The sequence below is a fragment of the Natrialba hulunbeirensis JCM 10989 genome (assembly GCF_000337575.1).
GTDB lineage: Archaea > Halobacteriota > Halobacteria > Halobacteriales > Natrialbaceae > Natrialba > Natrialba hulunbeirensis.
This window is the reverse complement of record NZ_AOIM01000041.1, coordinates 343286-361537: the sequence shown is the minus strand read 5'-3', so window position 1 is coordinate 361537 and position 18252 is coordinate 343286. Positions and strand designations below refer to the sequence as shown.

Sequence of the window (18252 nt, the reverse complement as noted above, 5' to 3'; positions counted from 1 at the left end):
ACGTGAGGCTTAACCGCGAGTGGTGAGTACTCCACGGTATGACCACCGTCACGCTTATCGGCTCCCGCCTCGCCGAGCCGGGAACCGAATTCGTCTACGAAGGCGAGGCCGACGGCTGCGCGGGTTGTCCCTACCGGAGCCAGTGTCTCAACCTCGATATCGGCACCAAATACCGCGTTACTGCTGTCCGCGAAAACGCACAGACACTTGAGTGTGCCATGCACGACGGCGGCGTCCGCGCTGTCGAGGTCGAACCGGCGTCCGTGCGCGCGAATATCCCGAGCAAGGGCTCGTTCGCCGGGAGCAAGACGACCCTCTCGGGGCCGTGTCCGTATGTCGAGTGTCCGAGCCACGAGTTCTGCGAGCCCGATGGCGTAGCGTTCGACGAGGAACACCGGATTAGCGAGATTCTCGGCGATCCGCCACACGAGGTCTGTCATCTCGACCGGTCGCTGCAGCTTGTGGAACTGGATCTGGACGACTAATCGGATCGGATCAGATCGGATGAGCGGTGTCTCCTGACTGTTTCACGCAGTCAAAAACGTACGTTCGACTCTCTCGTTCGTTCCCGACAACCTTACTCCCGGGTCAACACGTCCTCATCGAGCCAGCTCCCCGCCCAGCACTCGATTTCGTCGAACACCGGCTCGAGTGACTCGCCCTTGTCGGTGAGGCTGTAGTAAGTCGCGATGGGGGCGTCTTCCTCGATGCGGCGCTCGACGAACCCCATCTCGCCGAGGTCGTCCAGGACGCGCGAGAGCGTCCGCGCGTTCGCGCCAGTCGAGCGCTTGAGCTCGTTGAAACGCTGTTCGCCGACGAGTAGCTCGTGGAGGACGGCCAGTCGCCACTGCGAGCCGATCTGTTCGAGTGACTGGATAACGGGGCACGCATTGGCGTCTACGTCGCGGGTCTTCGTTTGGGGCGATGACATCGTTCGACTGTTCGTACACACTGGCCCCCCATAGCAGTTCGGAAACGAACCAGCTAACGTTGTGTTATTCTCCCGTCGTGTTCGCCCCGCTATCGAGCAGCACCTGACGCACGACACAGCACACAGCGGGGCGACAACAACAGGACGGTTTATGTGTTCCGGGGAACAGGTGTCGGCTAGTGACGAACGATACCACACGGCGAACCGTTCTCGCCGGGGTGCTCGCCGCCGGTGTCGGTGGGCTGGCGCTGACCGACGCCCACGACCTCCTCGACCAGTTCGCCCCGCTGTCGGGCGACGCCTGGGACGCGGCCGACCGCACGCTCCCAGAAACCGTCAAGAGTCCCCACGGCGAGGCCAGCATCCGCTACGACGAGTATGGCGTGCCGACGATCAGCGCCGACGACGAGGAAGCGGCTTACTTCGCCGTCGGCTACGCGCAGGCCTTCGACCGCCTCTTCCAGCTCGACCTGCAGCGACGAGTCATGCGCGGGCAGGTCTCCGAACTCGTCGGCGAAGCCATGCTCGCAGACGACGAGTTCCACGTCGCCATGGACTTTGCCGGCGCAGCCGAGGCCACCTGGGAGCACGTCGCCGACACGCCCGCCGGCCCGCTGGTCGAGGCCTACGCCGACGGCGTCAACGCGGTGATCGAAAACGAGCAGCTGCCACTCGAGTTCGAACTGCTCGGCGCTGAGCCCGAGCCGTGGACGCCGGTGGACTCGATGCTGATGGAGAAGCAGATTTCGTGGGATCTGACGGGCAATTTCGGCGAGCTCCGCGAGGCGCTGATTGCGGAGCGCCTCGGTGACGATGTTGTGGCTGCACTGTATCCGGATCGATTGGATCACGACGTGCCGATTCTCCGGGAGGAGATCGACGCAGATCGGCTGGACGAGAACGGTGAGGGAGACACTGGCGAGGACGAATCCGCTGGGATCGGTTCTGTGTCGACGGCGACTGCGCCGCAGTCTGGTTCTGCCGGTTCTACTGATTTCGCTGATTCCGTTGATTCCACAGATTCCACAGATTCCACTGATTCCGCTGGTTCTGCTGGTGACACCGCACACGGGGACAGCGAAACCGACACGAACACTACCGCCAGCATCGGTCCAGCACTAACCGGTTGGCTCTCGCAGTTCGAGTCACCGCCCGGCGTCGGCTCGAACAGCTGGGTCGTCTCCGGCGACCACACCGAAAGCGGGCTCCCGATCGTCGCCTACGACCCCCATCTCACGCTGATGACGCCGCCGCTGTGGTACGAACAGCACGTCGAGACGCCCGACACGTCGGTTCGGGGGGCAACCTTCCCCGGCGTCCCGTTCGTCATCACCGGCGCGAACGACAGCGGCACGTGGTCGTTCACCAACGTCGGCGCGGACGTACTCGACTGCTACGAGTACGAGATCGACGAGGACGGCGAGCGCTACCGCTACCAGGGCGAGTGGCGCGAGTTCGACACCGAGGAGCGCGAAATCGCCGTTGCAGGCGGCGAGAATCGAACGCTGACACTCCGGAAAACCGTTCACGGCCCCGTCCTCGAGCGCGAGGGCCAGACCGTCGGCGTCGCCTGGACCGGCCACACGGCCACGCGGACGACCGAAGCGATCTACGAGTTCGAGCGCAGTGACGGACTGGACGAGGTACTCGAGTCCACCCGGAAGTTCGACCTGCCCACGCAGAATCTCGTCTACGCGGACGCGGCGGGACGGACGATGTACTACGCGACCGGCAAACTCCCGATTCGGGAGGTTGACGGCGAGCCGGTGGCCGGAAACCGGATCTTCGACGGCTCCGCGGGCGAGGGCGAGTGGGAGGGCTTTACGCCGTTCGGCGACTCGTCGTGGGACGGCTTCGTCCCCTTCGAGGAGAAGCCGCACGCGATCGATCCGGACGTGCTCGCGACGGCCAACCAGCGCGTGGCTGATGACCCGGAACACTACGTTGGCGTCGCCTATGCGAGTCCCTACCGCGGCGAACGGATTTACGACCGCCTCGACGAGCAACTCGAGCGCGGCGAGCCGACGGACCTCGACTTCCATCGCGAGCTGCAGAACGATACGTACGACGGGCGCGCTGAACAGCTCGTGCCGGAGCTGCTCGACGCGCTCGCAGAGAACGAGACGGACGAGTTCGACGACACAGCAGCTGTGCTCGCAGACTGGGACTTCCGGATGGACCGCGACTCTCGCGGCGCGCTCGTGTTCGCCCGCTGGTTCGACCACTACCGCCGGCAGCTTTTCGAGGCCGAGTTCGAGGATGCGGGGCTCGACGAGTCGTACTATCCGAACGACTGGATCGTCGCGACGTTGCCCGAGGACAGCGAGCTCTNCGCGCCATCAGAGATGTGTATAAGAGACAGCTCGGAGATCGATGCCGAGGGGTGGGAGAGCTACGGTGACTGGAACTCGACGCGGACGATCGAGCACCCCTTCGCGGTCGAAGCGCCGTTTCTGGACTACGAGACGGCACCGACGGACGGCTCGCGGGCGACGGTCAAGAACTACCGCGTCGAGTCTGCAGTTGGCGCAAGCTGGCGGATGGTCGTCGAACCTGGCGGCGACGCGACGGCGATTCTGCCCGGCGGGAACTCGGGTGACTACTTCTCGCCGCACTACGACGATCAGTTCGATCAGTGGCGAAACGGCGAGCAGAAGCCGATGGACCGTACGACTGGCGACGGCGAGCCGGATGTCTCGTTCGTCGCGGAGGGCGACCAATGACGTCACACGCTGACGGTGACGACAGCGGGAGCGAGAACGAGGACCGGAATCAGAACTCGGGATCGGGCCCGACCCTCGAGTCCGAGTCCGAGTCCGAGTCCGAATCAGAACCCGGGCCCGACTCAGAACCGGACTCAAAGGACGGCCCACGTCCGGAATCAGACCCCACACTGGACCGAACGACCAGCACACTCGGCGGCGACGGCATCCCCGCCGCAGTGGAACAGGAACTCAAGTCGGTCCGATCTGAGCCGCGCCGCCGAGCTGTCGCGCTCGTCCTCGCCGCTGGGCTCGGCGTCGTGTTCGCGTGGCTTCACTGGATCGGCCTCGTCATTGGCGGTGCGCTCGTCGGACTCGTCTCGACGACGTTCCGGCGAGCCCTCGTCACCGCGGTTGGCTTCGGCCTCGTCGTCCTCGGCCTGTTCGTGATCAGCCTCGGTGGGGCGACAGCGCAGGTACTCGAGATGGCACCGATCGTCTATCTCACCGTGGGTGCGGCGATTGGGTTGCCAGTGCTCGGGTCGCTGGTACGTGGAATCGTGTAGCTGGTGCTGTCGGGGTTTGCGTTGGTCCAAGTAAGCGGGGATGACGGAAGAACGGCCGATCGACTGTCTGTCGTGTCCGTATCCGTGTCCGCGTCTGTGGCGCTAGTCGCGGTCGAACACGTTCTTGATGCGCGAGACGATGCCACTGTCCTCGTCGGTGCGCTGGGTCTCTCGGTCAGTGTGTTCGTCCGTCATATGCGCGTGAATGTATGCCCATTCGACACTAAAATCTGGTGGAGCCAGCCAGGCTCTCCGATACCGGCGGTCGGCGGACAATACTGTTTTCACCCCTCTCGTCGACGCACGCGTATGGAGTACACGACACTCGGTACCACTGGCATGGAGGTCAGCCGCCTCTGTCTCGGCTGCATGAGCTTCGGCTCCTCTGACTGGCGTGAGTGGGTGCTCGAGGACGAAGAGAGCAAGGAAATACTCGAGCGCGCGATCGACCTCGGGATCAACTTCTTCGATACGGCGAATATGTACTCGCGGGGCGAGTCCGAGCGGATCCTCGGCGATGCCCTGGCGGAGTTCGACTACCAGCAGGAGGCCGTCGTCGCGACCAAGGTCTACCATCCGATGCGCGACGACGATCCCAATTCGGGAGGGCTCTCTCGGAAGACGATCGAGCAGGAACTCGCGGCCAGCCGTGAGCGCCTGGGCGTGGATACGATTGATCTGTACCAGATCCATCGCTGGGACGACGAGACGCCGATCGAGACGACCATGCGGGCCCTGGACGACGCTGTTCGCCGGGGTCACGTGCGGTACGTGGGGGCTTCCTCGATGTGGGCTCACCAGTTTGCCGAGGCGTTGCACACGAGCGACAAGCTTGGGTTGGACCGGTTCGTCACGATGCAGAACCACTACAACCTCGTCTACCGGGAGGAGGAACGCGAAATGCTGCCCCTCTGCGAAAAGGAAGATATCGGGGTTCTTCCCTGGTCGCCCCTGGCTCGCGGCTACCTCACGCGCCCGCACGAGGACATCGATGCGACGACCCGCGGGGAAGCAGAGGAACACATGTACAATCATCCCTACCGCGAGGGCGGGGGCACGGAGATCAACGAACGCGTGGCCGAACTCGCGGCCGAGAAGGGCGTCACGATGGCCCAGATCGCCCTCGCCTGGCTCTTGCACAAAGAGTGGGTCGATGCGCCGATCATCGGAACGACGAGCGTCGAACACCTGGAACAGGCCGTCGAGGCGCTCGACATCTCGCTGTCTGCGTCGGATATGGCGTATCTCGAAGAGCCCTACGAGCCGGTTCCGGTGTCTGGGCACACCTGAGCCAGCCGGCGTGTACGCACGCGGACAGTGAGTGCCGCTCTCTGTCAGGGAAGGGCCTCCGCAGCTTCGGCGAGCTCCGGCTCCGTCTCCCAGCGGTGGAGTCGCCCCTCGGACTCGAGTAGCTCGAAGACGCCGTCCTGCATCCAGCCGAAGGGGTGGTCCTCCTCGGTGTCGGGATACTCGCGCTTCAGGACGTAGCTCTTCTCGAAGAACTCGGTGGTGCCCGCGAGTAGGCCCTGCTCGACGAGGAAGTCACTCGGCTCTTTCTCGGCGATGCCGACGACGTGGGTGACGAGGTCCGCGATGAGACAGAACTTCTGGATGCCGTTTTCCCACTCGCCGCGGACGTCGACCATGCGGAAGGCGTAGGCGTCGGGACGGCGGTTGAGCCGGTCGACGACAAGGTTGAGTCGGCGGATCGGATCGCGGTCGTAGCTCCCGAGGACGAAGTAGGAGCGTTCGTTCTCGTAGACCGGCGTGAGTTCGCTCAGCGAGTGGAGGATCGCCTCGTTGTCGGCGAGGGTGAGCTCTTCCTGTTCGAGGCGCTCGCGAGCGCTCGTCAGGACCGACTCGGGGACGGGTGGCTCGGTGTTGGTCATATCCAATGCGTATCGGCACGCCATTATAGTCGTTTCCGGGCCGTTTCCGATTCTTCCGATTCTTCCGATACTGGGTACAGGCCCTGAAACGCCAGATATTGGCCAATTCCTCCCTTTCCGATTCTTTTGTAGGATGTCTTCAGGACCAATTTACCATGGAGCAAATCACCCCAGAGTAGTTCACTCCAGGGTAAACTACTTGGTGATACAGTCCGTAGGCCGCTGTATGAGTACCCGGCTTGGGACCACCGAGGGGTCGAACGCGCGCGAGCTCCTCCACTTCGTCACCCAACAGACCCGGTTCGCACTGCTCACGAACATCGTTCAACACCCGGAACAACTGCCCTCGATGTACGAACTCGAACAGTTGAACCCCAGCGTGAGCGAGGCAACCGTCTACAAACACGTCCAGAAACTGATCGACGTCGGCGTCGTCCGCGAGGTTTCGCTCCCCGAAGACGAGCGCCAGCAAGGTTACCCCTGGAAGTTCTACGCGCTCACCGACGACGGCCGGCAGTTCCTCGACGAGCACAACGTCCTCGCTGCGGAGGAAACCCTCCAGCAACTGTACGAGACCATCTCCGACAAACCGGAGAAGATGATCCGCTACGAAAACGCGCCCCGACCTGCACTCGAGTAGACGGTAGCCGGCCGGGTGACCTTCCACAGCGCCCAAACGTCCAAGCGTGAAACTTTCGAGCGCGCAAGCTCTGGGGAGCGCAGCATCGCCGGTGCTCAGGAGAATCGCGACGCGACGTCTGCCTCGGTGATGATCCCAACCGTTTCGCCCGCTTCCGTAATCATCACGGCCTTGTAGTGCTCTAGCAGGTTACTGATCTCGTCCAGGGTCGCATCCTTCGACACCGTCGGGAAACTCTCGCTCATGTGATCCGCGATCGGTTCGTCGCGGGCCGCCGAGTCGAGATGAACCAGATCACTCTGGCTAATCGAGCCGACCGGAATCCCGTCCTGAATCACGGCGAGTTGCGAGTAGGCCTCCTCTTCCATCTTTCGCGCCGCTTCCTTGACTGGATCGTCCGGCGTCACGTTCACGACAGCCTCGTTCATCAGGTCGTCCGCGCGAACCACGTCGCTCTCGGCCTTCTCGAGTGCGTTGACGATTCGACGCAGCGTCGAGAGACGCGGATCGACGTCGCCGCCCTCAATGCGGGCGATTAGCGGCTGGGAGACGTCCGCCGTCTCGGCGAGTTCGCTCTGGGTCAACCCGAGGTCGGTCCGTCGCTGGCGCAGGTCCGCAGGGGTTGGCAGTTCCATAGCAGCCAATAACCAGGGGTTATAGAAAGACCTTTGGGTGGGTGTGAATCTTCCGGGTCGACGAGTGTCCACCCGACAGCACCCGTCCTCATATTCCGCAATGCGGTCTCGAGGGATACTGCGGACGCTGTGGCCGTTTTCGTTCGTTACTCGTCCTCTGGCGTTTCCATAATCTCGACGACCGACAGCGGCACGTCACGCAGTGCGCCGCCGACTTCGCTCTTTGCGATGCGGGAGGCGTGTTCCTCGCTGTCGGCGTTGAACACTTCCATCTCGAGTCCCAGGCCGACGAGTGCGGTCTGGGCCGCGACGAACGCGGAGTCGAACGGCTCGCCACAGGCCGGACAGCCCGTCGCGCCGACTTCGACCTCGACGTAGTCCATATTCTCGCTGTTGAGTCGCTTTCCGGCTTCGCTCACTGCGACACCGATCGCGTCGTCAATTGAATCGACGTCACGAACGAGCCACGCTGCTTCCATCGCGACGAGATAGTTGCCCATACATCGTGGTCGGTCCGGGGGGTTTCTTGTCTTGCGGTTCGTCCGCGCCTCCACCGCGAGAATCTCGACGCGAATCGTCACGCACACTCCCATGCGAGTGCTAAACACGATACAGGCGCGCCGACGAGCGCGCACGGGAACGAAATGGCCTCCATAAGTTATGCAAATTCAGTGTGTCGATTGCCACCCGCTTAGCCAGATTCCGACTCGAGTACACCCTGAGTTTGCCCGAGCGCAACCTCCCTTGAATCGCATGACTGCGCCGACCCAATCGAACAGGTACAATCATTATGAATACTGGCAATAACGAACTTTTATATATCACCCTCGTCTGAGCCACGGCTGAACGCTGATGATTTCCCGCGTGTACCACGCAACGCTGTTCGCGCTGTACCAACTGTGCATCATGGTCGGCATCGTTGCCATGCCACTCGCCATCGCCGCCCGCCAGGCCGGGATTACGCTCCCGGTCCACCGCCTCATCGACACCGTCGAGAACGCCTACGAGGGCGCACAGCACTGATCAGGTACTACCACTGCACTCGTTTTGCGGCGCACGCAACTCCACCTGGAGCGGCGTCGCCGAGTTCGCGGCCGAGAAGGCGTCAGGACGCCTCATCTCAGGTCTCGTCGCCTGCAGTCGACGCTAAAACGAGCGCCAAACGGGCGGTGAACAAACCGGAAACAAGGACGATGACCGCCGATGTTTTATATCGTGCCGGTCGTAACGTTCGGTCAATGCGAGCACCACAGCATAATTCGGACTTCTCCCGGACGGTCGATCAGCTGGCCGACGACCCGAACCCATACGAGCCAGAAGTCGGCTCGATGCCCCAGAACGAGTTCTCGCGCGCGGACCTCGATAACGTGAACAAGACGGGGACGACGACGATCGGTATCTCAACTGCCGACGGCGTCGTCATCGCGACGGACATGCGCGCAAGCCTCGGCGGACGCTTCGTCTCGAACAAGAACGTCCAGAAGGTCGAACAGATCCACCCAACTGGCGCACTGACGATGGTCGGCAGCGTCGGCGGTGCCCAGTCGTTCATCGGCAGCCTCCGCGCCGAAGTCAACCTCTACGAGGCACGCCGCGGCGAGCCGATCAGCATGGACGCGCTCGCGACCCTCGCCGGCAACTTCGCCCGCGGCGGTCCGTTCTTCGCCATCCACCCGATCCTGGGCGGCGTCGACGAGGAAGGTAGCCACGTCTACAGTATCGACCCGGCGGGCGGCGTCATGGAAGACGACTACACCGTCACTGGCTCCGGTATGCAACTCGCCTACGGCCTGCTCGAGCAGGAGTTCGAAGAGGATCTCTCGAACGACGAGGCGACCACGATCGCCGCACGCGCGATCAAGTCCGCCGCAGAGCGTGACACCGGCTCCGGTAACGGTGTCTTCCTCTGTGAGATTACGGACGAAGGCGTCGACATCCATGGCCACCACGACTTCGACGAAGTCGTCTAAACTGACGGCAGCATCTCTCCGTCTGGTCGCTGGTCGACCGCCTGCCGCTTGAGCGGGCGACTCAATTGAACGCGGCGCTTTTCGAACCGCACGTCAAAAGGGACAGTCTACACGTTCTCTTTCTCGGCCCGCTGTCCATGCTCATAACACGCAGCGTACAGCATGCAAAGCGGAGAACAAACGGGGACGGGTCAGCAGGTCAGGGCAGCGCCAGAACGATACTACCAGTGACGACAACAGGAACAAGAACAATAACAGGAACAGGAGCAGGAGCAGGCATACCCACTCAGAAATCCGCTTCCGCCTCTGCCTCGAGTTCACCGGTCTCGCCAGGCTCCCCTGCCCCGTTCGCTCCGCTCGTTTTACTCGTTTCGCTTGGACTCGAGTGCACACCAGCGACAGACTCGACTGGCACAGAGCGACCGGTCTCACTCGAGCGGTAGACAGCGTCGATGACGCGCTGGACGACGAGCGCTTCGTCGATCGTGTTCGTCGCCGGTTCGGAGCCGGTTGCGACGGCGGTGAGGAACCGTTCGTCCTGTTCCGTGTAGCCGGTCAGGGTCGAATCGCCGGTGAACTGGGTATCGGTGTAGTGGTCACAGCCGGCGGAACTGGCACCGAGGAGTTGGATGTTGGTGTCTCCGATATCGAACTGGGCACCGGCCTCGGTGCCGCGGATGCGAAAGTCCATACTCTCCTCGCGGTTAGTCGCCCAGGCGGCTTCGAGCGAGATCGTCTGGCCGTCGGCACAGCGGATGAAGGCGCTGACGGAGTCGTCGACCTCGTACGTGTCGGCGCTTGCATCCCAGTTGTCGCCGAACCCGTCAGGGTCTGCGTACTCCTCCTGTGCGCCGAAGGTCGTCCGTGCGACGCCGGAGACCTCGGTAATGTCGGGGAAGCCGAGCGCATAGAGGGCAAGATCGAGTGCGTGGACACCGATATCGAGCAGTGCCCCGCCGCCGGAGAGATCCTCGTTGGTGAACCACGAGCCGGGACCAGGGACGCCGCGTCGGCGGATGTAGTTGGCCTCGATGTGGGTTAGTTCGCCAAAGCGGCCGCGGGCGTGGTGTTCTTCGAACATCGCCATCGAGGCTGCGTGACGGTTGTGGAAGCCGACCATACAGAAACCGTCTGCCTCGGCTTCGGCCTCGACGATCCGTTCTGCGCTCTCGAGGGTGTGTGCGAGCGGTTTCTCGACGAGTACGTCACAGCCCGCCTCGAGTGCGTCGATCGTAATCGGCTCGTGAAACCGGTTCGGCGTCGTGACGATGACAGCATCGACTGCGTCGTCGTCGACGAGTTCTTCGTGCGTTTCGTAGGTGTCCGCACCGAACTCCGCGGCGAAGCGGTCGCGTTGCTCGGGAACGAGGTCAGCACCTGCGACGACTGTTGCGCCGAGTTCCGTGACGTTCCGTGCGTGGTGGTTGCCCATGCCACCGAGACCGACGATGCCGACACCGACATCGGTGCCGATCACCGGCGATCACCTCGACGGATTCGACACGCCCGTGATCGGCGGTGTGTGGAGGATGTAGAGGTCATACAGCGAGAAGCCAGCGGCAGTGATGATGTTTGTGGCCCGTCCCAGTCCATAGAGGGACGCAGTCAGCGATCAAAATAAGGGTTGTGACCGATTAATTTCTCGGGTTGTGCTGTGAGTCAGCCACTGTGACAGGTCCTCTGGAGGCCGTTATCCCCCCATCACGTGAGCTAAGGGACTCGATACTGAAGGAGTAGCTATGCGAACGATTACGATCTGGAACGAGTTCCGACACGAGCGCGAGGACGACGAGGTCGCGGCCATCTATCCAGACGGGATCCACGAAGCCCTTGCCGAACTGTTCCGAACGGGGGCGACAGGCGACCAGTACGAGGTCCAGACTGCGACGCTCGACGAACCCGAGCACGGTCTCACTGAGGACGTGCTCGACGAGACGGACGTCCTGCTGTGGTGGGGCCACGAAGCACACGACGAGGTCGCCGACGAAATCGTCGACCGCGTTCAGGAGCGGGTACTCGAGGGCATGGGATTACTCGTCCTCCACTCGGCACATTACTCGAAGATTTTCAAGCGGCTCATGGGGACGACCTGCAGCCTCCAGTGGCGCGAGGACGGCGCGACCGAGCGGCTGTGGGTGGTTGACCCCGGGCATCCGATCACGGACGGCCTCGGCGAGTGCATCGAGCTACCGGAGACGGAGATGTACGGCGAGCCGTTCGATGTCCCGGAACCGGACCAGCTGGTCTTTACAAGCTGGTTCGAGGGCGGGGAGGTCTTCCGCAGCGGCTGTTGCTACCGGCGTGGGAGCGGGCGAATTTTCTACTTCCGGCCGGGCCACGAGACGTATCCGATCTACGAGAACGAGGAGATTCAGCAAGTCCTGCAAAACGCCGTCGAGTGGGCGAGCCCGCGCGAGGGGGCACCGCGGTCGTTCGGCGAGCGCGCGTAACGAGCAGGAGCGAAACTAGCCGCTTCGCTGGGTGTCTACCAGTTCGGTGGCGACCTCGAGTTGGGTTCCTGTCGCCGACTCGAGTCGCTCGCGCACGATGTCGGCGAAGTTGGGTGATTCTGTCTCGCCGGGCGGTCGCTCGACGAGCACGGTAACTGCAGGCTGGCCGCCGGTGTAGACGTCGATCAGTTCGTACTGGACGGAGACCTCCTGAAACTCGAGGTCGCCGAATTCGGGGTCGTCGCTCATTGCGGCGAGTTCGGTCTGGACGTCGTGTTCGACGGCGGCAGTCTGGTACGTGCCGTAGGTGACGCCACCGAGGACGAGCGAGAGGACGGCGATGACGACGACGATAACGGCAACACGCGCTCGTAGACGGCCGTAGACGCGGTCGATACTGCCGATCTTCTGTGGCCGGTAGCCGGAGAACCAGAGCAACAGTAAGGCGGTCAGGTTGATCGAGAGCAGGTTGATGAGAACGAGCGTGCCGGCGGTGACGACCACTTCGGGGTGTCCCCAGGCGATTCCAAGGCCCGCTGTCGCGGCCGGCGGGATGAGTGCGACGGCAATCGCGACGCCGACTAGGACCGACCCAACGTCCCGGATGAGGCTGATGACACCCGCGATTCCGGAACCGAGCGCGAGAAAGAGTGCGAGTACGTTCGGTGTGATCCGTTCTTGAATCTGCGGGACAGTCGTGATATCGAAGCCGGGCGGGAGCAACACCGAGCCCCGGAGCAGCCAGCCGAGTATCGCGGCGGTCGCGACGGCGGCGAGCAGGCCGACGACCTGCAGGATGACCCCCCGCTGTGCGAGGTCGTCGTCGTCGACGACCACGCCGACGCTCGCCGCGAGCGCGGGACCCATGAGCGGGGCGACCACCATCGCACCGATAATCGTCGCGGCGGAGTCAAGCAGCAGGCCGGCCGTCGCGATAATCGTGCTGACGATCAACAGGACGTAGTAGGTAGAGGCCGCCGGCGCGAGGTCGACCGCCTGTGCCTGTAACTCCTCACGAGAGATTCGCGTCCCGGTGAACCGCCCGTACAGGTCGTCGGTACGATCCGAGACGACGGTCTCTGCAGCCGTTACGACAGTGTAGGAGGCGTCGGCCAGGCCCGCCTCTCTGAACTCGGCAACGAGCGGTTCGACACCGGCCGGCGGGACCGGAATCGAGACGAGTGCCTCGAACTCGTCGTGACTCGTCTCCGCCGACACGGCGTAATCGACCCCGGCCGCGTCGGCCGTCTCGAGTACGAGGTCCAACTCCCCCTCTGGAACGAACACCTGAACGAGGCGCATACTACCAGTACGACGGACAGTGGCATAGGCTGTCGTCACGGGATCGTGACTGTCAGCCGCGAAGAACGGAGTGTCCGGCGATCAGAACGTCTGTCGTCCCTCGTCCGTAATCACGCTCTCGAGTAGCGACACCGGCGTCGCGTCGTAGGCCGGATTCCGAACGTCGAAGCCCTCCGCGGGTTCGGGCATGACCTCGCTGCCAGAGCGGAACTCGTTCTCGAAGACGAACCCTTCCGTAATCAGCTTCGAGGACGAGCCAAGCACCGTCACCGGTACGTCGAGTTCGTTCGCCGTCGCCGCAATCGGGAACGTTCCGACGCGGTTGTAGAGCGTGTCGTCGACGATGCAGTCCATCCCGACGATTACGCGGTCACACTCCCCAAGGTAGTAGCCGTTCGCGCTATCCGTGATCAGCGTCGGCTCGACGCCGTCGAGGGCCGCGAGCTGACGGACCGTCTTGCGACCGATGTAGCGTGGTCGAGCCTCGGTGACGTAGACCTCGAACGTCTTGCCTGCGGCCGTCGCCTGCTCTAACGCCTCGAGAACGGTCGAGGAGTAGTCGTGGGTCAGCAGTGTTGCACCGTCCGCGAGGTGTTCGACTGCGTTCTCTGCGGCGCGGTCCTTGGCGGACTCGACCCGCGAAACGACCACGTCGATCTGCTCTTGGGTCAGTTCCTTGGCTTCTTCGACGCTCTCGGGATCGGCGTCGGTGACGCTCGTGACGACTTCCCGAACCGCGTTCTGGAGCGAGGCGTGCGATGGGTTCGCCCGCCGGAGCACCGAGCCGTTGCGCTCGAGCGCCCGGATGTACTCCTCGGCAGTTGCGAACTCGCGATCGAGCAGGTCCTCGAGTGCACGTGTCGCGTTCACCGCGACTACCGAGGAGCTGTGCGTCTGCATGTCCTGAATCTCCTCGACCGTCTCGTCGATCATACCTGCAAGAATTCTCGTAAGCGCAAAAGGTGTTCCGGGTCGAGCGGTTGGCAAGCTCTATTCTGCGGAGTCGAATCCAAAGAGTCGCCGCAGCTCACCTTCGATCCGCTCGGTGAACTCGGAGAGGACGGCCTCGAACTGCTCGTCACCAGCGCCGACGGCACCGACCCGTCCTTTCGGGTCGTCGGGGAGTTCGACGCTGAACTCGCCGTCTCCCTCGTAGAGCGGTTCGCTCTCGCTCAACACCTGCCGGTCGATCGCGCGCAGGACTTCGGAGTCCACCCGTCCGTGCAGTTGCTGGTAGGCGTTCGAGTAGGCCGTCTCGAGTTCTTCGAAGTAGTAGACGTACTTCTCCTCGAACTTTTCGGGGTCGAACTCGGTTTCGGTCCCGGGTTCGGCGTCTGCTCCAATTTCGTCCTCGCGCTCGGTCATAGCCGATTTTGGGATCGCCAGCCGGTAAACGGTTCGGCTCCGCCATCGTGGTGCACAACGACAACGGCGACCGCACGCTTACGGTGCATGGCATCCTAGCATCGCTAATGACGTCTTCATCTTCGATCACCGTCCGGTACACCTGCCCCCACTGCGACGCCGTCCACAGTATCGAACGCGGACCCGACCTCGCGGATCGCTCGGTCACGAAACACTCACAGCCGGGCTGGGAGTACGCGACGCCGGACGACGGCTTCGAGGCTCGCGAGGCCGCCGACGGTATCGCGTTCATCTGCGGCGAAGACGGCCCCGTCACCGACCTCGCCGAGGAGCCGATCGAGGGCTGTGGCCGGCCGTTCTACCTTAACTTCGTGCGCTTCGAGCAGGGGGTCGAACTGGATCCGGATCCGCCGACGTACGGCGGTCCGCGGTTCGATTTCAGCCCGTGACCATACCGGGTCCGAGGCGAACACAACACCCAGTCCGAAGCGAACACAACCCTTTTCGACGCCCGCAAGTACCTTCCCACATGGACGAAGCCGCCGTTCGCGACCGTCTCCGATCGGTCGAGGATCCCGAACTCGGCGAGGACATCGTCTCCCTCGGGCTGGTCAACGAGCTCACCGTCGAGGGCGACACCGTCGACATCGATCTCGCGCTTGGCGCACCTTACTCGCCAACCGAATCCGATATCGCCGCCGAGATTCGCCGCCTGCTCGAAGGCGAGGGACTCGAGCCGGAGCTCTCCGCGAGCATCCCCGACCGAGACGACTTCGAAACCGACGAACAGGTACTGCCGAACGTCAAGAACATCATCGCCGTCGCCTCCGGAAAGGGCGGCGTCGGCAAGTCGACCGTCGCGGTCAACCTCGCGGCCGGCCTCTCCCAGCTCGGCGCGCGCGTCGGCCTCTTCGACGCCGACATCTACGGACCGAACGTGCCGCGGATGGTCGACGCCGACGAGCCGCCGATGGCGACCGAGGACGAGACGCTCGTCCCGCCGGAGAAGTACGGCGTGAAGCTGATGAGCATGGCCTTCCTCACCGGGAAGGACGATCCGGTCATCTGGCGCGGCCCGATGGTCCACAAGGTCATCACGCAGCTGACGGAGGACGTCGAGTGGGGCCACCTCGACTACCTCGTCGTCGACCTCCCACCGGGGACCGGCGACACGCAGCTAACGATGCTCCAGACCATGCCCGTTACGGGCGCAGTCATCGTCACGACGCCCCAGGACGTGGCACTCGACGACGCCCGGAAGGGACTCGAGATGTTCGCCAAACACGACACCGTCGTGCTGGGCATCGCCGAGAACATGTCGACGTTCGCCTGCCCCGACTGCGGCGGCGAGCACGACATCTTCGGCTCCGGCGGTGGCGAGGAGTTCGCCGAGACCCACGACATGCCGTTCCTGGGCTCGATCCCGCTCGACCCTGCGGTTCGGGAGGGTGGCGACGGCGGCCAGCCGACGGTGCTCGATGACGACAGCGAGACGGGCGATTCGTTCCGAACGCTCACCCAGAACGTGGCGAACAACACGGGAATCGTCCACCGGCAGGGCGTTTCCCAGAGCCGACAGCACGACACGCCATCGCTGGATCAATGACGGGAGTTGAAGAGACAGCCGTACTGACGGACGGCGGTGAAAGCGCCGAAGAGGGCGAGTTCGCTCCCGACCCAGAGCGCGTCGAACGCATCCGCGCCGTCGCCGACGACGTCCGCGGCGACTCGAGTGAGAGCAAGCAACTCGCGAACATCCTCTACCGGACCAGCGACCTCTACGACGAGTCCGAGGACACGTCGCCGGAGGAAATCATCCGCAACGTCAAGTTCATTCTCGAGGTCAACGAACGCGGCGGCCTGGGTCGCTGACCCACTACAGCGGCAGTCGCGGCGTTTTTAGTCTCGCCACTCGAGTACCCGCTGTGGACGCGAATCAGCAAACGCGGGTGAATCCGTTTAGCATGGACGAGGAGTGTCGGAACTGTCCGGCGCTCTGCGAGACGCGCACGCAGGTCGTCCACGGCTACGGCGACGTCGGCGCGGACTTCCTGTTCGTCGGCGAGCGACCGACCGCGGCAGCCGACGAGACGGGGATTCCGCTAGTATCCCGACCGTCCGAGGGGAACACAGACTCCGAGACGGACCTCCGACGCATCCTCGAACGCCTCGCGCTCTGCGATGCAACGTCGCCCGCAGATCGGCCCGCACTCGAGAACGTGTACCTGACGAATCTCACGCGCTGTCGCGATCCGGAGCGGCCGCCGACCGACGAGGAGATCGGTACCTGCGAGCCCTACCTCAACGCTGAGATTCGGATGATCAACCCCGAGATTCTGATCCCTGTCGGCGAGCGCGCGCTGACCGAACTCGGGATCGAATACACCACGACGCCCGCAGACGAGTTGACGCTGCCCGACGCACACGCGACGACGATCCGCGGCCGTGGCTTCGAACTGGTTCCGATGATCGATCCGCGCGAGCAGTCACAGGACCAGACGCAGGCGTGGGTTGAGCACTTCGCGTCGCTGATGGCGTCGGATTATCGTCAAACGAAGGGACGGCAGGAGCGGTAACGAACGGGCAAGAAGACGCGATACTACCAGTACGGGTTCTGCCGCCAGCGCTTCGAGCGCGCGCCGAGCACAACCAACACTCCCACGACAACCACCGTGAGCCCGAGCGTCGCAATCGTCGGTACGAACAACGCACCGGGGGACTCGAGTAGGTAGCCAGTGACGAATCCGTAGACACCGAGGACGGCCAGCACGCCGATGCTCAGCGCGCCGAGCAGCCCCGGAATCGTAAGTGATCGAGTAGCCATACGTGAGGGCACAGACTCCACGATTATAATACGTCCGAGTTTCGCGGTGCTGTCGGTATCGTGTGCCCGTTCGGTATGACCTGCTCACATCCACACCAACACGACCCGTCTCCGGCAGCGCGCCCACCAAAACGCCGCGTTCAAGAGTTCACGGCCCCGACCACCGCACATGATCGTCGTCGTTCCCGTCGACCCGCCGCGTCCGGGACTCGTGCTGTCGTCGCTCGTCGAATCGACACCACTCACTGACACCGACGCCGTCGCGCTCTACGAAGCCGCCGTCACCGATACACTCCGCGCCGCCGAGCAAAGCGGCGGCGAGGTGCTGCTCAACTACCGCGACGAGGACACACTTCCCGCCGAATTCGTCGACGACAACACAGACGCCGAAGCCGCAGTCCGAACGCTCGCTGCGGATGCACTCGAGTCGGTCGCCGCCGACAGTGCAGACGATGACAACGCCCCCGTCAGATTCGAACGCCAGGTCGGCTCCACGCACTCGGCGCGCATCGGCAACACCGTCACCCACCTCCTCGAGCGAGAGGGGGCTGACGCCGTGGGGGTACTCGAGCCGACGGTGCCGCTGGTCGCCCGGACCGAAATCGACGGGGCGGCGATGTCACTGCGTCGCCACGACACCGTGATCGGTCCGTCATCGAACGGCCGAGCGTACTTCGCGGGCTTCAGCGAGCCGATCGACTTTACGGACGCCTACGAGACGCCGGCGGTATCGACGCTTGCGACGCAGGCAGCGGCCGCAGACCACAGAATTGGATTCGCGCCGATGCTTCCGACGATCGGGATCGAGGCGGGGCTGTGTGCGACGCTCGCGATGCTCGAGGCCCGCGAGCAGGCCGGGCGATTGAATGCAGAGGCGACGGCAGCGGTGGTCTCTGAGCTGGGACTCTCGGTTGGCGATGACGAGCAGCTCGAGCGGTCGTAACCGATAACCCTTTTTGAGCGCACGAGGAAGACGCA

The 18252-nt window shown here is 63.5% G+C and carries 22 protein-coding genes; 13 read left to right on the top strand and 9 right to left on the bottom strand.

Annotated elements, in window-relative coordinates; all coding sequences use genetic code 11:
- Positions 1–38 precede the first annotated feature (38 nt).
- Complete coding sequence (locus tag C483_RS17810; RefSeq protein ID WP_006654755.1) at positions 39–485, top strand: UPF0179 family protein; 447 nt, start codon at positions 39–41, stop codon at positions 483–485.
- Positions 486–577: 92 nt separating this feature from the next.
- Here C483_RS17810 and C483_RS17805 read toward each other — a convergent pair whose 3' ends face one another.
- On the bottom strand, positions 578–931 hold the full coding sequence (locus C483_RS17805) for a winged helix-turn-helix transcriptional regulator (protein ID WP_006654754.1): 354 nt from the start codon (positions 929–931) through the stop codon (positions 578–580).
- A gap of 179 nt (positions 932–1110) precedes the next feature.
- Between C483_RS17805 and C483_RS17800 the strand changes: the two genes are divergently transcribed.
- The 3 genes from C483_RS17800 to C483_RS17790 all read left to right on the top strand — a co-directional run bounded on the left by C483_RS17800 (position 1111) and on the right by C483_RS17790 (position 5489).
- A complete protein-coding gene (locus C483_RS17800; protein ID WP_006654753.1) occupies positions 1111–3654 on the top strand; it encodes a penicillin acylase family protein in 2544 nt (847 codons plus the stop codon).
- On the top strand, positions 3651–4199 hold the full coding sequence (locus C483_RS17795) for a hypothetical protein (RefSeq protein WP_006654752.1): 549 nt from the start codon (positions 3651–3653) through the stop codon (positions 4197–4199). The genes C483_RS17800 and C483_RS17795 overlap by 4 nt, the downstream gene beginning before the upstream one ends.
- A 309-nt stretch (positions 4200–4508) precedes the next feature.
- The gene (locus C483_RS17790) at positions 4509–5489 is read left to right on the top strand and encodes an aldo/keto reductase (RefSeq protein WP_006654751.1); all 981 of its coding nucleotides are present in this window, start codon (positions 4509–4511) and stop codon (positions 5487–5489) included.
- A gap of 44 nt (positions 5490–5533) precedes the next feature.
- Here the strand turns inward: C483_RS17790 and C483_RS17785 are convergent, their stop codons facing one another.
- Entirely contained in the window at positions 5534–6088 is a 555-nt protein-coding gene (locus tag C483_RS17785) for a hypothetical protein (RefSeq protein ID WP_006654750.1), read from the bottom strand.
- A 226-nt stretch (positions 6089–6314) separates the two neighbouring features.
- On the opposite strand from C483_RS17785, the gene C483_RS17780 reads away from it, so the two are divergent.
- Complete coding sequence (locus C483_RS17780) at positions 6315–6728, top strand: helix-turn-helix transcriptional regulator (RefSeq protein ID WP_006654749.1); 414 nt, start codon at positions 6315–6317, stop codon at positions 6726–6728.
- Positions 6729–6823: 95 nt separating this feature from the next.
- Here the strand turns inward: C483_RS17780 and C483_RS17775 are convergent, their stop codons facing one another.
- Positions 6824–7363 (bottom strand): CBS domain-containing protein, encoded by a 540-nt coding sequence (locus C483_RS17775; protein ID WP_006167411.1) that lies wholly within the window; start codon positions 7361–7363, stop codon positions 6824–6826.
- A 146-nt stretch (positions 7364–7509) separates the two neighbouring features.
- Positions 7510–7863, bottom strand: a complete 354-nt coding sequence (locus tag C483_RS17770) for a DUF555 domain-containing protein (protein ID WP_006654748.1) — start codon at positions 7861–7863, stop codon at positions 7510–7512.
- 352 nt (positions 7864–8215) lie between these two features.
- Here C483_RS17770 and C483_RS20560 point away from each other — a divergent pair, with 352 nt between their 5' ends.
- Positions 8216–8386: a hypothetical protein gene (locus tag C483_RS20560; protein ID WP_006167408.1), complete on the top strand. Its 171-nt coding sequence runs from the start codon at positions 8216–8218 to the stop codon at positions 8384–8386.
- Positions 8387–8601: 215 nt separating this feature from the next.
- Positions 8602–9333: an archaeal proteasome endopeptidase complex subunit beta gene (gene psmB, locus C483_RS17765; RefSeq protein WP_006654747.1), complete on the top strand. Its 732-nt coding sequence runs from the start codon at positions 8602–8604 to the stop codon at positions 9331–9333.
- A gap of 286 nt (positions 9334–9619) precedes the next feature.
- Here the strand turns inward: psmB and C483_RS17760 are convergent, their stop codons facing one another.
- On the bottom strand, positions 9620–10810 hold the full coding sequence (locus tag C483_RS17760; RefSeq protein ID WP_006654746.1) for a Gfo/Idh/MocA family protein: 1191 nt from the start codon (positions 10808–10810) through the stop codon (positions 9620–9622).
- Positions 10811–11072: 262 nt separating this feature from the next.
- Between C483_RS17760 and C483_RS17755 the strand changes: the two genes are divergently transcribed.
- A complete protein-coding gene (locus tag C483_RS17755) occupies positions 11073–11783 on the top strand; it encodes a ThuA domain-containing protein (protein WP_006654745.1) in 711 nt (236 codons plus the stop codon).
- Between the two features lie 15 nt (positions 11784–11798).
- Here C483_RS17755 and C483_RS17750 read toward each other — a convergent pair whose 3' ends face one another.
- From C483_RS17750 to C483_RS17740, 3 genes are all read right to left on the bottom strand, one after another.
- A complete protein-coding gene (locus C483_RS17750) occupies positions 11799–13085 on the bottom strand; it encodes a TIGR00341 family protein (RefSeq protein WP_006654744.1) in 1287 nt (428 codons plus the stop codon).
- Positions 13086–13166: 81 nt separating this feature from the next.
- Positions 13167–14018, bottom strand: a complete 852-nt coding sequence (locus C483_RS17745; protein WP_006654743.1) for a translation initiation factor eIF-2B — start codon at positions 14016–14018, stop codon at positions 13167–13169.
- 57 nt (positions 14019–14075) lie between these two features.
- Entirely contained in the window at positions 14076–14450 is a 375-nt protein-coding gene (locus C483_RS17740) for a DUF5783 family protein (protein ID WP_006654742.1), read from the bottom strand.
- A gap of 107 nt (positions 14451–14557) precedes the next feature.
- On the opposite strand from C483_RS17740, the gene C483_RS17735 reads away from it, so the two are divergent.
- The 4 genes from C483_RS17735 to C483_RS17720 all read left to right on the top strand — a co-directional run bounded on the left by C483_RS17735 (position 14558) and on the right by C483_RS17720 (position 17026).
- Positions 14558–14899: a hypothetical protein gene (locus C483_RS17735; protein WP_006654741.1), complete on the top strand. Its 342-nt coding sequence runs from the start codon at positions 14558–14560 to the stop codon at positions 14897–14899.
- 80 nt (positions 14900–14979) lie between these two features.
- On the top strand, positions 14980–16056 hold the full coding sequence (locus C483_RS17730) for an Mrp/NBP35 family ATP-binding protein (RefSeq protein ID WP_006654740.1): 1077 nt from the start codon (positions 14980–14982) through the stop codon (positions 16054–16056).
- The gene (locus tag C483_RS17725) at positions 16053–16322 is read left to right on the top strand and encodes a hypothetical protein (RefSeq protein ID WP_006654739.1); all 270 of its coding nucleotides are present in this window, start codon (positions 16053–16055) and stop codon (positions 16320–16322) included. The genes C483_RS17730 and C483_RS17725 overlap by 4 nt, the downstream gene beginning before the upstream one ends.
- Positions 16323–16414: 92 nt before the next feature.
- Positions 16415–17026: a uracil-DNA glycosylase gene (locus tag C483_RS17720; RefSeq protein WP_006654738.1), complete on the top strand. Its 612-nt coding sequence runs from the start codon at positions 16415–16417 to the stop codon at positions 17024–17026.
- 23 nt (positions 17027–17049) lie between these two features.
- On the opposite strand, the gene C483_RS17715 is transcribed toward C483_RS17720, so the two are convergent.
- Entirely contained in the window at positions 17050–17274 is a 225-nt protein-coding gene (locus C483_RS17715; RefSeq protein ID WP_006654737.1) for a hypothetical protein, read from the bottom strand.
- 169 nt (positions 17275–17443) lie between these two features.
- Between C483_RS17715 and C483_RS17710 the strand changes: the two genes are divergently transcribed.
- Positions 17444–18217 (top strand): hypothetical protein, encoded by a 774-nt coding sequence (locus C483_RS17710; protein WP_006654736.1) that lies wholly within the window; start codon positions 17444–17446, stop codon positions 18215–18217.
- Positions 18218–18252: the final 35 nt, after the last annotated feature.